This window comes from Fictibacillus sp. WQ 8-8 (assembly GCF_024494405.1).
Classification (GTDB): domain Bacteria; phylum Bacillota; class Bacilli; order Bacillales; family Fictibacillaceae; genus Fictibacillus_C; species Fictibacillus_C marinisediminis.
In genome coordinates, this window is record NZ_JAMXKG010000009.1 from 149,786 (window position 1) to 166,527 (window position 16,742).

Below are 16,742 nucleotides of genomic sequence, written 5' to 3' on the forward strand. Positions count from 1 at the left end.
CTGGCACCTCGTTTTTCCTGTTTATTCACATTTGCGTTTTAAAGCAGTGATTTTGCTGCATACATAAGGTAACAGTATTTTTAACAGAAAGGATGCTTTCTCTTGATATCCTTAAGTATATTAGATCAAGTTCCTGTTCCAAAAGGGCAGACTGCTGCAGAGACATTGCAGCAAAGTATACAGCTCGCCCAGATTGCTGAAAAGCTTGGCTATCACCGGTATTGGTTTGCCGAGCATCACAGCACAAAGGGGCTGGCAAGCACGGCTCCTGAAATACTGATTGCCCATACCGCCGCACTCACCCAATCTATCCGGCTTGGTTCTGGCGGTGTCCTTTTGCCGCAATACAGTCCGTTTAAGGTTGCAGAAACCTTTCAGCAGCTGGAAGCTCTTTCGCCGGGCAGAATCGATCTTGGAGTGGGCCGGTCACCCGGCGGTACGATGAAAACGAGACTTGCTTTAACAGACAACATAAAGAAAAGCTTAACCGCATTTCCCCGGCAGCTCCAGGATCTATCGTATTACCTGACGAACTCCCTCCCTTCTGATCATCCTTTTCATGGGGTAAAAACTTCTCCTCAAGCCCCCTCACCGCCAGGCCTTTGGGAACTGGGAATGGGCGAAAACAGCGCCAGGCAGGCTGCCGAGCTTGGTATCGGTTATGTATTTGGGCATTTTATCAATCCCGAGAGGGGACAGGAAGCGTTTCAGACCTATCATAAAACCTTTCAGTCATCAGCCTTTTTCGAAAAACCGGCTGGTATCGCTGCGGTTTTTGTGATCTGCGGGGAAACGGATGAGCATGCTGAAGAACTAGCTTTAAGCCAGGACCTTTGGCTTCTCCGTGTTGAAAAGGGCCTGGACAGCCGGATACCGAACATTGAAGAATCAAAATCATACTCCTTCACACAGTTTGACCGGGAACAAATCAAAAAGAACAGAGAACGTATGGTGATCGGTTCTCCAGAGATCGTAAGAGACAAGCTTATATTACTTTCAGAACAGTATCAGACTGCTGAATTTATGATTTTGACAAATGTATTTTCTTTTGCAGAAAGAAAAAAATCGTATGAGAGATTAGCCCATCTATTTAAGTAGCTGCATGTTTATTGATTGGATAATAAATGACACAACAAAAAGGGGCTGTCCAAGAAGTCTGTAAGCTGTTGATTTCCGTTCCAGGCTGCCGCTTTCCGCGGGGCGTGCGGTGAGCCTCTTGGTGCAAGCACCGGCGGGAGTCTCACCTGTCACGCTAGTCCCGCAGGAGTCTCGCATCTTCCACTTCAATTAACTTTTCATTGAAGATTTTTCAAGCCAAAAAGGGGCTGCCTGAAGGTCAATTTTCGACTTTCTGGACAGCCCCTTTTTATTTTTATTTATAGATTTTCACACGGTCTTCAAGCGGCTGGAATTCTTTTTCGCCTGGTGCTGCCACAGGCTTGCCGAATGGCATTTGAGCGATAAGCTTCCAGTTTTCTGGCACATTCCATTCTTTTTTGACTTCTTCATCAATGATTGGGTTGTAGTGCTGGAGTGATGCACCGAATCCTTCATTCTCTAGTGCAGTCCAAACAACAAATTGGAGCATCCCTGAAGAATGGTTGGACCAGATTGGGAAATTGTCTGCATAAGCAGCGAATGCTTCTTGAAGCCCTTCCACTACTTTTTGGTCTTCGAAAAATAGGACGGTTCCGTATCCGCTTCCGAACGCGTTCATTTTTTCTTCTGTCGGAGAAAACTGATCTGCCGGAACGATGGCACGAAGAGTTTCTTTCGTGATATTCCAAAGTTTATCGTGGTTTTCGCCAAGCAATACAACAACACGGGCACTTTGTGAATTAAAAGAAGATGGTGTGTATTTTACCGCATGATTGATGATTTCCTGAATTCTTTCATGAGAAACAACGGCTTCTTTTCTGATTCCATAATAAGAGCGTCTCTCTTGAACTGAAGTTAAAAAATCTTTTGCCATGTTAATTTCCCTCCACTAAACGAACCATTTTTATTGTTTATTACTTTATGTAAGTTAGTATAAATAATATATTTCATTACGTCAAGTGTTAACTTTCAATAAAATAAGCGATTCATTGTGGTTAATCTTCAGCCATAGCGGGAATTCATTTTAAAAGGGTACTGAGGAGGCAAATCGAAATGAGTACGTTTGAGGTGAAAACCTATTATTTTGAAGATGATGGATTCATTCCTAATCACCCAGATTGGCCGGTATTGTTCTACGAAGGGGTTTTAGCCGAACGATCTTATCAAGCCGAACAGATTTTTAATGAGAACAACTGGCTAAACAGCTGGCGGAACGGCATTTTCGACTATCATCATTATCACAGCAACACTCATGAGGTATTAGGTGTCATATCGGGATTTGCGACAGTTAAGATTGGTGGAAAATCCGGACAATAGCTGCAGATTCATGCTGGTGATGTCATCGTTTTGCCAGCTGGAACCGGGCATATTAACATGGAATCCAGCGCGGATTTTCAAGTGGCTGGTGCTTACCCCAACGGAATGGATTATAATCTGATGCGCGGAGTCGACGGTGAACGCCCTACGGCTCTAGAAGAAATACGTAATGTTCCTCTCCCTGAAACCGATCCTGTTTTCGGTACGGATGGACCTTTGCTTCAGCATTGGAACAGAAAATAAGAACAGCCCGAATCTTTGTTGATTCGGGCTGTCATTATGCCAAGGATTCAGGAGGCAGACCAGGTTCTTTCCCGCCGTCTGGTGCATCGAATTTTTGTTTTGTCCGTACCAGTGAAATGACGGCAATGATAAGGCCGCCTGACGTATCCGCAATAAGATCCACCATCGTATCGCTGTTTCCCCCGCCCTGCAGCGTCATAGCAAAGATCTGATCCATACTGAACTCATACATCTCCCAGATGACTCCGCCAAGAACGGCAAATGAAAGAACGAACCAGAAGACAAGCCATGCTGAAATATGCGTGCCTCCTTCCCGATGAACGAGCCTTTCATAAAGAGCCACTGCAACGAAAGCCAGCAAAGCTCCGCTCAGTAAATGCAGAAACGTATCCCACCAGCCCAGACCATAAAAATGAAGAATGGAACCTAAATATTGTGATGCAAAAAGAAAAGCTAAATAGGAAAGCAATATGGGCAGGTTAAACTTTAATTTAGTAAACCGGGCAAGGACAAGCGGTATGGCTCCGCACAGAACTCCTCCTAATGCTACCTGATAGCTGTGAACCTCTCCTTTTGGAAAGTAATAAAAAAACAAGACCGCCATAAAAAGCGTGTAGGCCAGACTAATCATAAGGACCGACTTTCGTTTCATTCATACACCTCATTTCCTGCTCTTATAAATTATTGCCACCAAATCCAGAAATATGAATGTATCCTTCGAGAACACAAAAAAGCCTGGAATCTCACTCTTATCATTCCAGGCCTGCTTATCACGTTTTTATTGTTTTGTCGTATCGATTTGTTCACGCAGTGGCTTAACCACATTCATATCAACATCATAGGTTTTTCCTTTATAGACGACTTTCGCGTTTTCGTCCCCATCCTTGCCTGTGATCTTTACGCTTTTACTCTGAATAACAAAGCTTCCGTCTTTCTTTTCAACATGTTTGGCATCGACCATTTCTTTTTTTATCACAGGCTCGATCGTTTTTTTATATGCCGTTGATGCAGAATTCACGCCTTGTTTTCCTATGTTCATAATTTTGTCGGGGCTTACCCCAAATATGACAATAGCGATGATAGCAATAACTCCAAATATGAGGGCGGCACGCAGAGCAAGTTTAAACAATAACACAAACACGATGATTGCAAGCACCACCAGTATGACAAGCAGCAAGTGATCTTCAATCCAAGCCATGGCTAAGTCTTCCCTTCCTCTTTTACCAATGTTAATACCCGAATGATTAATAAAATAGACAAGGAAATAAATCCCTTTTTATGAAACGTTAGCTCTTTTTAGGTTTGAGCGTTTTTTTACCTGTGAAACATAGCTGTGAAGAATCATTCCAACCATGATTAATGCCATGCCAAGCCATGATAAAGCGGAGGGCATCGGCAAGGATAACAGCCATATTTCACCCATTGCCGCAAAGAGGACTTCCGCAGATTGGGTCGCCTCGACAGCCGCTAACTGCTGCATGTTCCCCCTGACAAGATCCGTGGCATAAAAGAACAGCACCGTGGCGATAACGCCGGAAGAAAGAGCTACAAGGGCGGATTGAAAGGTTTGGACTGCCGTTGGAGGCCCATCGGCCAGCCAGCCAATAAAAGCGAGAACGATCCAGAAAGGAAGACTGGCGAGCGTCATGCCAAGTACCCGCTGATAAGCATCCAACCGACCTCCGCATAACACCATCATTTTTCGATTACCGAGAGGATAAGCAAACGAAGCGACTAACACAGGAAGTGCTCCTAGCAGCACATCATTGAACGAAAGTGTTCTTGCCTGCTCCATCTGCATCAGGACAATGCCAAGAAGGATGATCAACGACATGGAGAGCCCCTTTAACGGAATCTTCCCTCTTACCGATTGAAGCCCTTGTGATGTTTGAACCTGTTCCTTAAAAAAAGGAACGAGAAGTGAGCCTGAGATAATGGTAATCTGCCACGTTCCGGCGATCAGCCATCCAGGTTCATAGGCTGCAGCAAAACAGATGGGAGCATAAAATAGGCCGAAGCCCACCAAACTCCATAACAGCCAGCTTTTCGGCTGTTCTTTCATGGTCTGCATCAGCTGGCCCAAGTTTCCCCTTAACATTACAATAATCAGCAGAAAGGGCACCATGAAAAAATAGCGAAGTGAAGCGCTCCAGATCCAGCTTCCTCCTGATAATTCCATTAAACGGTTTAGCACAAATGTAAAGGCAAAAAAGAAAGCAGAGCAAATTCCGACGATGACAGGCCGCATGGAGTACACCTCTCTCTTCATTTTTGAATCAGCAGTTCTCCGAGACTCAGCCAGTTTACTTCCGTCAGGAGAGCCGTTTTCTCACTATCTTTTTCTATGCAGGCATCAATGATTTGTTCATGCTGCTGTATTGAATTCACCCCTTTTACGGAGCCGAATTGGGCCATTTCTAAACGGCGGATCTTAGCGGTACTTACCTCCAGCGCTTTCACCAGCTCAGGATTTCCGGCTGCTGTTAGAAACACCTGATGAAAATCTTCATCCGCTTGAATGGCGGCTATAACATTCCTTTCTTCCATAGCAGATCTCAGCTTTTGATTTTGTATTTTTAATTCTTTAATATCCTTTTCCTCCAGAAGTGGAACGGCAAGTCTGGCGGCTAATGCATGAAGTGCTGCAACGACGGTAAATGCATGGTTCGCTTCATCGTTATTTAACGGAGCGACTCTTGTCGCGGAACCCGGCATCGCTTCGACTAGTCCTTCATCTTCAAGTTTTTTTAGAGCCTCCCTTACCGGTGTCCGGCTGATGCCGAATTGCTCCGCAAGATCTTTGTCATGCAATCGTTCCTCAGGCTCCAGTTCTAATAAGAGTATTGCGTTCTTCAAATGATGATACACTTCTTCTCTTAATGATAATCGTCTAATTTGTTGAATGTTTTTCATAAAACCAATATATCGCATATCAATTGACAACTCAATAAAAAAACCAGTGCAAAAGCCACTGGTTTTGTTCTATTGAATTCTTTCCCGTTTGTACACAATTTCTCCATCATATACATCTCCCGTTTGCAGATAGCCTAGCCTCTTATACAGTCCGGCTGCCTTCTGGTTCTCTTGATGGACCGTAAGCCGTGTTTCACGGGAATGAGGAAACCTCTCCTCAATCCAAGAAATCATTTCAATCATCGCTCTTTTTCCATATCCCTTCCCCTGATGCTTTTCATCAATGAGAAAACCATTGATCCAATACATGTTATCATTCTGCTCTTCAAATGCATGCATGATGAATCCTACCATCATTCCTTCTGCATAGATAGCAAACGGAAGGTACTCAACATTATCGCCGTCCGGCTTAATATAGACTTTAGCCAGCGATACAGCGACAGAAGGCACGAAATGCTCCTGCTCTTTTTTCACTTTTAACAGCAGCGCTTCTTCCCAGTTGCCGCGATCGACAGGTTTTAACTCAATCATGAAGTCTCCCTCCCGCTAGTTTACTATAAGGGTGCCAGGCACCATTATAAAAAATGGCTCCGCCTATTAGGCAGAGCCGTTATTGCACTTATGCTGTTTTTCGGAACTTTCCTGAAATCCCGATCGCAAAAGAGATAATCGTTGTAATTAATAAAGCTTCTGTAATTGAGCTGAGAATCGTATTCAAAGACATAACGCTGTATATCTGTATAGAGACTCCGATCGGAACGCCAAGAAATAAAACGACAGAGCCAAATATTGCATTTTTTAAAGTAAACAGGGATGTACGGTGGGCCCAGTCCAATACTCGCAAGCTTAATACCCAGAAAATACTGATCAATGACCAGAATAACAAAATAGAAGCTATGAACGAGTGAGAAGTCAGCCCGAACAGAACGTGTTCTGAATAAAGATTGATATTCATAAAGACTTCAATTGTTTGATAAGCACCAACACCGAACAAAAGGATAAGATAGATCAAAGCGAACTCCATACCTTTATGCCCCCGGATTCTCCGTTTCAGTGAATTCATCATCTTTCCCCCAAAAAAATGACTTAATAGTTATCATCTTATCATACAAAAAAAGATTTAGATTTTAAACCTGTTTTTTAAAAATTTTTGCAAAATAACGTTAATTAGTAAAAATGTACTACTTTTTATTCCTTTTTAAACAAAGCTGTCCATAAATCCGGAACACCGAATGTTGAACTTCCTGCACCCATCACTTTCATCCTTCTAACCTCTACTGCCGTAAAGCTCCTGAAAATAGTTTTCAGCTTTTCCTCTGTATAGCCCAATCCGCCCATCACCGATCGCGCCCGGTACACCTCCCAGTCTGAAATTTCCGAGCCTCCCAAACTGCCGCCCATCACAAAACAAGTCACCGCAAAATGGCCGCCTGGTTTTAAAGCTCGGTTTACAAGTTCCACATAGGTCAGCCTGCGATGCGGGGCAAGGTGATGAAAACAGCCTGAATCATAGATGATCTCATAGGATCCGTCCTCTATATCCAGATCAAAGATATTCTGATGAATAAAATGAATTTCTAACGCTGTCTAAAGTCCCAAAAAGCGGCATAGACGCTATTTCACCCCCTATTTAATACCCGTGTATCATCTTTCTGAATTTCCCCTTACAGATACCTTAAACCAACTCAAGGGGCGGGCGGTTAAAAAAAAAAAAAAAAAAAGAGCTAGTGACAGTTCTTCTCTTTTTGTACTCTTTCATTTTCTTTTATAGAAGTGTTTCAGCGCCGTCAATGTAGATTTCTGTTCCTGTAATATGGCTGGAGCGTTCAGACGCCAGAAACAAAACGAGATCGGCGACTTGTTCAGGTTCCCCAGGCTTATGTTCAAGGGGCTGGTTTCCTTCTGGATAATTAACCGGAATCGTAATCTCCTTTACCGCTTCGGTTGCATCTGTATTTTCTCCGATGTTGGTATTAATGGCACCAGGACAAATCGCATTCACTCTTATCTTATACCGGGCAAGCTCGAGAGCAGCCATTTTCATAAAAGCAACCTGTGCTGCTTTCGATGAACTGTATGCCGCCATCCCGAATCCGTGAAACTTACGGTTTCCATTAATGGAACTCGTGATCACAATGCTTCCTCCCGCTTTTTTCATATAGGGAATAGCATGCTTAACGGCTAAAAAGGTGCCGTTTAAGTTGGTGGATATGGTGGTGTTCCATTCTTCAATCGACAAATTTTCTATAGGAGCAAGAGTCCCGTTAATCCCTGCGTTGGCAAATAGAACATCCAGCCTCCCCCACTTCTGTACCGCTTGCTCTATTCCTCGCTGCACCTCGTGAGAGTTGGAAACATCGATTTCCGCAGCCATCGCCTCCCCTCCTGAATCCTTAATTTCCTCTGCCACTTCTTCTGCTCGTTCTTCTTTTACATCCATCACACAAACCCTTATGCCTTCCTTCGCAAAGGCCAGGGCTGCTGCTCGTCCAATTCCTGAACCGCCGCCTGTAACAATGGCCACTTTTCCTTCTTCTTTCTTATAGATACTCATCATCTACCTCCTCTTTTTCATAGGCTGTTTTCGTAACCTTTGTTGCTCTTGAGAGTGGCTGATTTCCGTTCCAGGATGCTCGCTTTCCGCGGGGCGTGCGGTGAGCCCCACGGCGCAAGCACCTTTGGGTCTCACCTGTCCCGCTGCTCCCGCAGGAGTCTCGCACCTTGCACTCCAATCAACTTAGCAATGAAGGTTCTTTACAAAAATGTTCCCAAAGCAACAATTTTTTAGAAAAGAGCCTTTTCATATTAAATACCCACTTATTTCGGTTTTGCCCGATAATAATAAAAAACAGAATCCTTTCCAGCTGCTAAGGCTGAGCAACTCGTTGGAGCCTGCTTTTTATCAAAAAAGTTTTCTAACTTAGTAATTCTTCAAGAACCCTGGCATTTTCTTTTGCAGTAGTGACAAGGTCTTTTTCAAAATGCTCCTGTTCCACAATGTACCATGATACATTCAGATCATTGCCCTTTTTGACAATAGACTGTAAATCCAACTCTCCGTTTCCTAAAATCGTGCTTTGTTTTTCGGTCCCTTTTACAGCCATGTCCTTCATGTGCAAAGTAACAAGACGTTCGCCAAGCCTTTCCATAAACTCAGCTGGGTCATAGCCTGAATAGGCTGCCCAATAGCAATCCAATTCAAAGGAAACGAGTGAGGGATCGGTCTCATTCAATAAAATATCGTAACCCGAAGCACCCCCATGATCAACAAACTCAAAATCATGATTGTGATACCCTAATTTCAACCCTTCGCGATTCAATAAATACCCTGCATTATTTAAAATCTCAGCTGCTCGTTTATAATCTTCTATATTCTTTCGATTTTCTTCCGTTAGATATGCCAGGATTAATAAGTCGTTTCCGAGTAACTGATTGTATTCAATCTGGCGTTTGAGTGCATCTCCCTCAAGCTGATCGAGGCCGATGTGGCTGCCTGCCGGTTTTAAATCATACTCATCCAGTGCCTGCTTTAAAACCTTTGCTGAAGTGTCATAATAACCGGCAAACTGTGCACCATTATACCCCCACGATGAAACTTCTTTTAGTGTGCCAATGAAATCTTTTTCACAAAGCTCTCTTATCGTGTAAAGCTGCAACCCTCTTTTATGCATTTCTAATTCCTCCTTTATTAAAAGTCTTTCACGAAACGATTCGAGATTATCTTAATAAATATTATTGCTTCATACAATATTTTTTGAAATATTCTTAAAATATAACACGCTACACAGTAAAAAAACCGTCTGCCTTTTGGCAGACGGGAATCTCACTCTAATTATGATATTGTTTGATGTCCAACGGAATGGCCAAGCGTTCTTTGGCCTTTGCATCATAGGAACGGTAATGGGAGATCACCTGATTATTTTCATCTACTCTGCATTCTATAACCTTATGCTCATTTCCTTCTTTTGTTTCCAGAAGAAGATCAACGTTCCCCAGATGCAATGAATAAGTGCAATACGTAAGTCCGAGAAAATCGCTTCTCTCTTTATGGGTCTCAGGATGAAGCATGATGAAGGTCGCCAGGTCAGTAACCGTCATCGCCGGCTCGTTCTTGATCTTTCCGAGGATCGCCCTGAATCCATCAGAAGCTTGCCCCACTCTTTGCTCAGTCCAGTTTAATGTAGTCTGCAGCCAATTTGTACCCAATATAAATCCCTCCCTGAATCTTCATTTTTCATTATCATTGCCAAAGAGCGGTGTTTTCTATGCTTTATTTGGGTGCCAGGCACCGTTTATGCGCATAAATGGTGTCAGGCACCACTGCTCTTTCTTCAGGGAACCTGTACAGGATTTTTTCTGTATAGCTGCATCTCACACAGATGCGTACATCGGAGTCTGAGGTTTCGAGAAATACGTGGCGGCATTTTCTCTGAATCTCCTGCAGCTGCATTTCCAGCAGAGCAATTCTTTCACGAAGGATAGAAATGGTGCTCATGAATAGATATTCGAGCCTTTGTCATGAAATTCCTTGGCTTTTTCCCGCATTCCTTCCTTTACATCTTTTTCCTGACCCGAAAGTTCTTGTGCAGATATATTTCTTAGATCATGTGAAATTCTCATAGAGCAGAATTTCGGTCCGCACATGGAACAAAAATGAGCGGTTTTTGCACCTTGTGCAGGGAGGGTTTCATCGTGGTAACCCCTTGCCTTCTCAGGATCCAATGATAGATTAAACTGATCTTCCCATCTGAATTCAAATCTAGCTTTTGAGAGAGCATTATCCCTCTTCAATGCTCCTGGATGGCCTTTTGCCAAATCTGCTGCATGGGCAGCGATCTTATAAGCGATCACTCCCTCCCTGACATCATCCTTGTTCGGCAGCCCCAAATGTTCCTTCGGCGTCACATAGCAAAGCATAGCCGTTCCGAACCATCCGATCATAGCAGCCCCAATTGCAGAAGTGATGTGGTCGTACCCAGGCGCAATGTCTGTCGTCAGAGGCCCTAGTGTATAGAAGGGCGCCTCATGGCAGATCTCCATTTGCTTATCTACGTTCTCCTTGATCTGATGCATCGGCACATGCCCCGGTCCTTCGATCATGACCTGCACATCATGTTTCCAGGCGATCTTTGTGAGCTCTCCCAACGTTTCCAGTTCTGCAAACTGTGCCTCGTCATTGGCGTCCGCAATCGAGCCAGGCCGTAATCCATCACCCAATGAGACGGAGATGTCATACGCTTTACAGATTTCGCAGATGTCCTCGAAATGAGTATATAAAAAGTTTTCCTGATGGTAAGCGAGACACCATTGCGCCATGATAGATCCGCCCCGTGAAACGATGCCCGTGACCCGATTGATCGTTAATGGCACGTACCGCAGCAACACACCGGCATGAATCGTAAAATAATCGACTCCCTGCTCGGCTTGTTCGATGAGTGTATCACGGTAGACTTCCCAGGATAAATCCTCCGCTATCCCGTTCACTTTCTCAAGCGCCTGATAGATCGGAACGGTGCCCACAGGGACCGGAGAGTTTCTGATGATCCACTCTCTGGTCGTATGGATGTCTTTTCCTGTAGACAGATCCATGATCGTATCCGCTCCCCAGTAGGTAGCCCATGTCATTTTTTCAACCTCTTCCTCAATAGACGAAGTCACAGCAGAGTTTCCGATGTTCGCGTTGATCTTCACATGAAAGTTCTTTCCGATAATCATCGGTTCCAGTTCCAGGTGATTGATGTTGGCAGGGATGATGGCCCTCCCGCTCGCCACTTCGCTTCGAACAAAATCGGCCTCAAGCCCCTCCCGGATCGCAATGAATTCCATTTCAGGCGTGATGATCCCTTTTTTCGCATAATGCATCTGAGTAACATTTCCGCCACCTTTTGCCCGCATCGGCTTAAATGGGCGAACCGGAAACACATGACCCGCATGAGACTGCTGTCTGTAGCCGTTGTCCTCCGGTTTAATTCCGCGCCCATCGTATTGCTCTGTATCGTTCCTGTCTCTCACCCAATTTTCCCTCAGCAAAGGCAGTCCTTTTTCAACATCTGCAGCATAATTCAAATCTGTATAAGGTCCGCTCGTATCATAAAGGACGACGGGCGGGTTCTTCTCATCTCTTCCTGCTGTCTGTGTATCCGCCAGACTGATCCTTCTCATTGGCACCCGGATGTCGGGACGGGATCCGGTCTTATACACTTTGGTGCTGTTTGGAAATTGTGATTTTAATGAGACCTTGCTTTCGTTCTGTACGTTCATGCAACTTCCTCCTCGTTTTTTCAAAAATTGAGTCCAAAGTTACACACAGCATAAAAAAAATCGGGTTCTAGTAAGAAGAACCCGATAGGATAGACAAAGAAAAATATACGATATGTATATATGACTTCGACTCCTACTTCCCTACGCTGGTATAACCCAGATCAGGTTCAAAGGGTCAAAGAGCTTATTCTCTCTTCTCTCAGCCCGGCTGACGGGCTCCCCTAGCAGAAAACGTATTCTTTTTTCAACGTAAGCATAGCTTCTCTGCTCTTCATGCACAATCCGTCTTTTGGCACAGGTATATATTCACCGAAGTCGTTTAGCCGCCAAAATATGTATAGGCTTTCAATTATGCAGTACTTTTTTTCTTCTGTCTTTCTATCGCTTTTCCAATCATTCATTCCTTTAACTGCCTTCCCTTATTTCAAAAAAGAAAAAAACGGTATCGGCCAAAACCGATTTTTGAAAAAAGTGTCAGTATACTCATTCCTTGTTACAATGAGGAGAAAATCATTGCAACATCCGTTGAAAACATGAAAACATTAACCTATTCTTCGTTAGATATCATTTATATTAATGACGGTTCAACTGACGCTACACTTGGAAAGCTTAATGAGCTATTACAACTAAAAGAAAGCTCAAAACTCCCGCTCAACCAGCTAAAACATAAGAAAGTGATCGAATTTTACAAGTCCGAGCTCTATCCGAATATTTATGTGCTTGATAAAGTGAACGGCGGAAAGGCCGATGCGCTCAATGCAGGCATTGAGTATTCTAGCAATGAACTTGTTGTAACTCTTGATGCAGACACCATCATGACAGACCATTCCCTGCCGGCCATCAATGAAACTTTCGAAGAGCAAAATGTGGTCGCTGCTGGCGGCATGGTTCATGTGCTTCAGACAAAAACGAAGAATCCATTCTCAGGGCTGACATTACATGGGACGAACCTGCTGATCCGCGTCCAGGCCCTTGATTTCCTCCGTGCCTTTTACATCACTAAAGTTTCCCATGCTAGATTCGGGGCGCTCTCCATCAGCTCTGGTGCTTTCGGCATTTTTAGAAAGCAGGTGCTGCTCAACGTCGGCGGCTATCGGACGACGATTGGAGAAGACATCGATATCACTCTAAAGATTCAGCGCCACATTTCTGGTGATAAGAACAAAAAGGTTACTTTCATACCTGATGCCGTATGCTATACCGAGCTTCCTGAAAACCTATGGGATCTGTTCAAACAGCGGGTCCGCTGGCAAAAAGCATTCATTGACTGTGTCATTCATTTCAGATCATTCCTTGGAAAAAATCTGTTTACGAGCTCTGTTTCCTTTTTCTATATTTTTGAAGCTTTTATTTCCGGTACACTCGCGGTTTATTTTATGACCAGTATCTTTGTCGTTGACGGATTCGCCCTGCACTCGTCCGTTCTTGAATATGTACTCATCTATGTTTTGTACATCTTTATTTTCGGCCTTGTATACGATATGGTGGCCATCGGAATGGGAGAATATCATGGCTACGCTTTTCAGGAAAAAGACACATACCCCCTTTTAGCAACTATTCTTTTTGATATCTTTATTTTCAGGATAGTGACAATGGTATGTGTTGCTTATGGAAGCATCGCCTATTTCTTCAATCGGGACTGGAATAAAGTATCTAGAACAGGCCGTGAATACCAGGCAGACTCCCGCCCTGCCGCATAAATACGCTTTATCCCAAATGTGGTTTTCTTGAAAGATTTGTGAACGAGGCAAAAAAATTAGCACATATTAGTTTATTTTGACTGATAAAGAGGAATAAAGTATCAGGAAGAATTGTTCCATATTCTAAACGTGCAGGGCAGGGTTAACTTATGCTAAAAAAAACAGAGGTAATGCTGTTCATGAAGGAAATCGCCATGCTTACGGATGAATATTTACGTTGCAGAGACCGATTTCTGAAAGAACAGATAAAAAATGATATCGATTTTCTGCATTCAGTGATTCATTCATAATTTCATTTGTTCATGATGAACACTGTTTTGTTCTTTACTTTTCACTTGTTTCTGTGTTTGAAATTCCACCCATAAAAAAACCCAGAGAGCCGTTTTTTTGCTCTCTGGGTTTTCTTAGTTTTTAACGACCGTGCGTTCAATAAGAAGTTTGATCGCGTGCAGCTGTCCCAAATGATTGGATTCATGAAAAACAGCCATGTTTGCTAGTTCACGGAATGTTTCCAGACCAAGGAACGGCTTTTTCAATTTTTCATCCAGTGCTTCTTCCGGGATGTCTTTAATTCGCACGAGCTGATCCTGCAGCTGAGTGACCAGTTCTTCAACGGATGGAACATTTCCCTTCCAGTCTGCCGGCTTTGTTCCTTTGCCAAACCATTCTACATAGTTTCCGGGCAGATGAGCTGACTTTTTCGGAAAACCGAAAAGAAACTGCTCAGTTACGGTTAAGACATGTCCGATGTGCCAGTGGATGGTATTGTTGAATCCTTCCGGCTGAACATCAGCCATTTCAGCGGGAACTGCGCTGGCATTTTTCAGAAAAAATCCTCTTGTCATTTCAAACTGCTTGTAAAGGTACTGATTCATAATGATCATCTCCTCAAATATCTTTATCTTCTTTTCTACTGTAACAAAAAATCCACTAAAAAAGCAGAGTAAAAGGTCTGGCTCAATTACGCTCTTTTTTCATGATCCCTTGCTGTTTGACTCATTTCTACCCTTTTCTCATCCTTCAACGTACCAAATAGTGCATCCACAAATGGAGTGGACACTCCATACCAGTAGTTTTCATTTTTATAATGATGAAGCGTATGTGTCTTTTTCAGCCACTTGCCGAATCTGGAGTTAGGTTTGATCGGCCGGTGCGCGACATAGTGCTTCCATTCATAAACGAGGAGCATACAGACGAGTCCGACCGCAAATGGCAAGCTGATTAAAATGGAGCCCGTTATAAAATAAAATAGGGCCGAAAGCACAAACAGACTGGGAATGCTGTACCAGATTGGCAGAAAAAGGAGTTTCAGGTCATCTGGAAACTTATGATGATCATAATGTAACCGCTTTAAAAATTTAAGAAACAGAGGATTTTTAGGTGCTTTTAAATGAAATAAAAAGCGATGAGTGAAATATTCACTGAACATAAAGGCAACAAGCCCCAGAAGAAAGCAGAGAACCGCCAGCCAACTAATACCGGACGCCACTACAAAGACAGCCATTCCTAACATAATCAATGACATGACCAAAATGTCTAAATGCAGGAAAAAGTCCTGATACAATCCCTTACTCTTCATCATTTCACCCTCCTGTTTTCCACAATCGCAAACTGTCCTCCATCATTTGCTTCGTAAGGCTCCCTGCGGCAGCTGCATCTCTTTTTAAAAATGTATTCAATAGTTCATTATAAAATTTTCTTGAAGCGGAACGATGGAGCGGATTTTCAAAAAAAGGATTTTGCCAGACGCAGATAAACCTCTTTAAAACTATTAATGATCAGGTGATAGATCGGATTGTGTGATAAGCCCGCAAGCTTCTGCTGAAGGTTCCAGTCAAAAGCAGCATATTCCTGGGCATTGTCCTTCAGCTCATCCATATTTTATTTTACAACTAAAAAAGCCAGCCATGCCGGCCGGCTTTCGCACATTCATAAATGCATTTTACAGTGATTTTAAAGCATCAGCTACTTGCTGATCACCCTCAAGAATTTCAAAGATTTTATGATTTGCATTTTCAAGATCCAGGGATGCTACTATCACTTTGGCCACATCGGCGCGGGCAATACTCCCACTCCCCAAGTTCCGACCAATATTAATTTTACCTGTTCCTTGTTCATCGGTGAGCGCACCTGGCCTGACGATCGTATAATGGAGCCTGCTGGATTCAAGCCGGTCATCCGCTTCCCCTTTCATCTCTAAATAATGCTGCAGCTCTTCCGGTCCTTTCTCAGGAGTTCCTGCTCCCATACTGCTCAGCATAATAAACCTTCTCACCTTTTGTTTTTCAGCTTCTTCCATTATGTTGATCGCACCATCCCGATCAACTGCTTCCGTTTTATCCGGACCCGTTTTCGAACCGGAACCAGCCGCAAAAATAACCGCATCACAGCCTTTTACTGCTTCAGAGACATCTCCTTCGAGATCAGCGAGCACGATTTCGGCTCCTAAACTTTCCAGATCATGGGCCTGTTCCTTCTTCCTGATCATCGCCTTGGCTTCATGTCCTGCTTTTTTTAGTTCCTGCAGAATTAATCTTCCTGTAGTTCCGTTTGCTCCTGCGACTAATACTTTCATTTTTACAGCTCCCTTCCCGCTTACTATTAACGATACTTACCCTCTTCAAACCTAACTTAGTCTGTATTTTTCTCATTTTCAAACGGGGATTTTAATGCTCCATTCCCTCTCCTGTTTTTGCAGAATTTTCGATATAAAAAGATAAATTATTACAAATAAATTTCTTTTTGCCTCTATAAGAGTAAAATGCTAGAATTGTGGTATAAACATATATATCCATACGGAGGTGGTCCCGTCATGGTTTCGTTAGTCAATCACGTTTGCCGGCAGCGTTCCTGGTCAGTTGGACAGAAAGAGATTTTAGGTAAAGAGTTTGAATCTGTAGTAGGGGCTTTGCAGAACTGCCATGAAAATGAAGCAGTCGTATGCAGAGTCGATGACGATTCCGTCTGCGTTACAAATATCGACAATATTCACGAGCTTGAGGAAATTGGCTATAAGGTCGTAGCTACCAATTAACACACCCGAACAGGGTGTGTTTTTTTGTTTAAGCTTGGCATCCAAGCAAAAAGGGGCTGTCCAAGAAGTCTGTAAGCTGTTGATTTCCGTTCCAGGCTGCTCGCTTTCCGCGGGGCGTGCGGTGAGCCTCTTGGTGCAAGCACCGGCGGGAGTCTCACCTGTCACGCTAGTCCCGC

At 43.5% G+C, this 16,742-nt stretch carries 22 protein-coding genes, 1 pseudogene and 1 riboswitch; of the genes and pseudogenes, 6 read left to right on the plus strand and 17 right to left on the minus strand.

All coding sequences use genetic code 11. The annotated features are described in order from the left end of the window. The first annotated feature begins 102 nt into the window (after positions 1-102). Positions 103-1,098 carry an LLM class flavin-dependent oxidoreductase gene (locus M1K46_RS19190; RefSeq protein ID WP_256227286.1) on the plus strand — a complete coding sequence of 332 codons (996 nt, stop codon included), beginning with the start codon at positions 103-105 and terminating at the stop codon, positions 1,096-1,098. A gap of 274 nt (positions 1,099-1,372) precedes the next feature. Here M1K46_RS19190 and M1K46_RS19195 read toward each other — a convergent pair whose 3' ends face one another. Beyond that, positions 1,373-1,972, minus strand: a complete 600-nt coding sequence (locus M1K46_RS19195; protein ID WP_256227287.1) for a nitroreductase family protein — start codon at positions 1,970-1,972, stop codon at positions 1,373-1,375. A 179-nt stretch (positions 1,973-2,151) separates the two neighbouring features. Between M1K46_RS19195 and M1K46_RS25765 the strand changes: the two genes are divergently transcribed. Further along, a complete protein-coding gene (locus M1K46_RS25765; protein ID WP_309144596.1) occupies positions 2,152-2,415 on the plus strand; it encodes a hypothetical protein in 264 nt (87 codons plus the stop codon). A gap of 30 nt (positions 2,416-2,445) precedes the next feature. Continuing rightward, a complete protein-coding gene (locus M1K46_RS25770) occupies positions 2,446-2,658 on the plus strand; it encodes a hypothetical protein (protein WP_309144597.1) in 213 nt (70 codons plus the stop codon). A 34-nt stretch (positions 2,659-2,692) separates the two neighbouring features. Here the strand turns inward: M1K46_RS25770 and M1K46_RS19205 are convergent, their stop codons facing one another. From M1K46_RS19205 to thiC, 12 genes and pseudogenes are all read right to left on the minus strand, one after another. After that, positions 2,693-3,310, minus strand: a complete 618-nt coding sequence (locus M1K46_RS19205; protein ID WP_256227288.1) for a hypothetical protein — start codon at positions 3,308-3,310, stop codon at positions 2,693-2,695. Positions 3,311-3,436: 126 nt separating this feature from the next. After that, positions 3,437-3,856 carry a hypothetical protein gene (locus M1K46_RS19210; protein ID WP_256227289.1) on the minus strand — a complete coding sequence of 140 codons (420 nt, stop codon included), beginning with the start codon at positions 3,854-3,856 and terminating at the stop codon, positions 3,437-3,439. A gap of 78 nt (positions 3,857-3,934) precedes the next feature. Beyond that, entirely contained in the window at positions 3,935-4,906 is a 972-nt protein-coding gene (locus tag M1K46_RS19215; RefSeq protein ID WP_256227290.1) for a DMT family transporter, read from the minus strand. Between the two features lie 17 nt (positions 4,907-4,923). Next, positions 4,924-5,589 carry a GntR family transcriptional regulator gene (locus M1K46_RS19220; protein ID WP_375162222.1) on the minus strand — a complete coding sequence of 222 codons (666 nt, stop codon included), beginning with the start codon at positions 5,587-5,589 and terminating at the stop codon, positions 4,924-4,926. 51 nt (positions 5,590-5,640) lie between these two features. Beyond that, positions 5,641-6,102 carry a GNAT family N-acetyltransferase gene (locus M1K46_RS19225; RefSeq protein ID WP_256227291.1) on the minus strand — a complete coding sequence of 154 codons (462 nt, stop codon included), beginning with the start codon at positions 6,100-6,102 and terminating at the stop codon, positions 5,641-5,643. 88 nt (positions 6,103-6,190) lie between these two features. Continuing rightward, on the minus strand, positions 6,191-6,634 hold the full coding sequence (locus tag M1K46_RS19230) for a hypothetical protein (RefSeq protein WP_053355321.1): 444 nt from the start codon (positions 6,632-6,634) through the stop codon (positions 6,191-6,193). Positions 6,635-6,759: 125 nt separating this feature from the next. Next, positions 6,760-7,152: pseudogene (locus M1K46_RS19235) on the minus strand (class I SAM-dependent methyltransferase); the annotation flags it as partial. A gap of 184 nt (positions 7,153-7,336) precedes the next feature. Then, positions 7,337-8,125 carry an SDR family oxidoreductase gene (locus M1K46_RS19240; RefSeq protein WP_091007155.1) on the minus strand — a complete coding sequence of 263 codons (789 nt, stop codon included), beginning with the start codon at positions 8,123-8,125 and terminating at the stop codon, positions 7,337-7,339. A 361-nt stretch (positions 8,126-8,486) separates the two neighbouring features. Next, complete coding sequence (locus M1K46_RS19245) at positions 8,487-9,242, minus strand: sugar phosphate isomerase/epimerase family protein (RefSeq protein ID WP_256227292.1); 756 nt, start codon at positions 9,240-9,242, stop codon at positions 8,487-8,489. Between the two features lie 157 nt (positions 9,243-9,399). Continuing rightward, on the minus strand, positions 9,400-9,777 hold the full coding sequence (locus M1K46_RS19250) for a hypothetical protein (RefSeq protein ID WP_256227293.1): 378 nt from the start codon (positions 9,775-9,777) through the stop codon (positions 9,400-9,402). Between the two features lie 64 nt (positions 9,778-9,841). Further along, entirely contained in the window at positions 9,842-10,066 is a 225-nt protein-coding gene (locus M1K46_RS19255; protein WP_256227294.1) for a hypothetical protein, read from the minus strand. Continuing rightward, positions 10,063-11,832, minus strand: coding sequence for a phosphomethylpyrimidine synthase ThiC (gene thiC / locus M1K46_RS19260; protein ID WP_256227295.1), 1,770 nt, complete (start codon positions 11,830-11,832; stop codon positions 10,063-10,065). Before thiC ends, M1K46_RS19255 begins: the two co-directional genes overlap by 4 nt. Before the next feature lie 121 nt (positions 11,833-11,953). After that, positions 11,954-12,065: riboswitch (TPP riboswitch) on the minus strand. A gap of 252 nt (positions 12,066-12,317) precedes the next feature. Between thiC and M1K46_RS19265 the strand changes: the two genes are divergently transcribed. Both M1K46_RS19265 and M1K46_RS19270 read left to right on the plus strand, forming a co-directional pair. Then, on the plus strand, positions 12,318-13,532 hold the full coding sequence (locus M1K46_RS19265) for a glycosyltransferase family 2 protein (RefSeq protein WP_256227307.1): 1,215 nt from the start codon (positions 12,318-12,320) through the stop codon (positions 13,530-13,532). 149 nt (positions 13,533-13,681) lie between these two features. Then, positions 13,682-13,822, plus strand: coding sequence for a hypothetical protein (locus M1K46_RS19270; RefSeq protein ID WP_156418955.1), 141 nt, complete (start codon positions 13,682-13,684; stop codon positions 13,820-13,822). 114 nt (positions 13,823-13,936) lie between these two features. Here the strand turns inward: M1K46_RS19270 and M1K46_RS19275 are convergent, their stop codons facing one another. The 4 genes from M1K46_RS19275 to M1K46_RS19290 all read right to left on the minus strand — a co-directional run bounded on the left by M1K46_RS19275 (position 13,937) and on the right by M1K46_RS19290 (position 16,107). Beyond that, positions 13,937-14,407, minus strand: a complete 471-nt coding sequence (locus M1K46_RS19275) for a DinB family protein (RefSeq protein ID WP_256227296.1) — start codon at positions 14,405-14,407, stop codon at positions 13,937-13,939. 86 nt (positions 14,408-14,493) lie between these two features. Next, positions 14,494-15,111, minus strand: a complete 618-nt coding sequence (locus M1K46_RS19280; protein WP_256227308.1) for a sterol desaturase family protein — start codon at positions 15,109-15,111, stop codon at positions 14,494-14,496. A 146-nt stretch (positions 15,112-15,257) separates the two neighbouring features. Then, on the minus strand, positions 15,258-15,410 hold the full coding sequence (locus M1K46_RS19285; RefSeq protein ID WP_256227297.1) for a hypothetical protein: 153 nt from the start codon (positions 15,408-15,410) through the stop codon (positions 15,258-15,260). A 64-nt stretch (positions 15,411-15,474) separates the two neighbouring features. Further along, positions 15,475-16,107, minus strand: a complete 633-nt coding sequence (locus M1K46_RS19290) for an SDR family oxidoreductase (RefSeq protein ID WP_256227298.1) — start codon at positions 16,105-16,107, stop codon at positions 15,475-15,477. A gap of 237 nt (positions 16,108-16,344) precedes the next feature. Between M1K46_RS19290 and M1K46_RS19295 the strand changes: the two genes are divergently transcribed. Further along, a complete protein-coding gene (locus M1K46_RS19295; protein ID WP_062236130.1) occupies positions 16,345-16,566 on the plus strand; it encodes a hypothetical protein in 222 nt (73 codons plus the stop codon). Positions 16,567-16,742 lie beyond the last annotated feature (176 nt).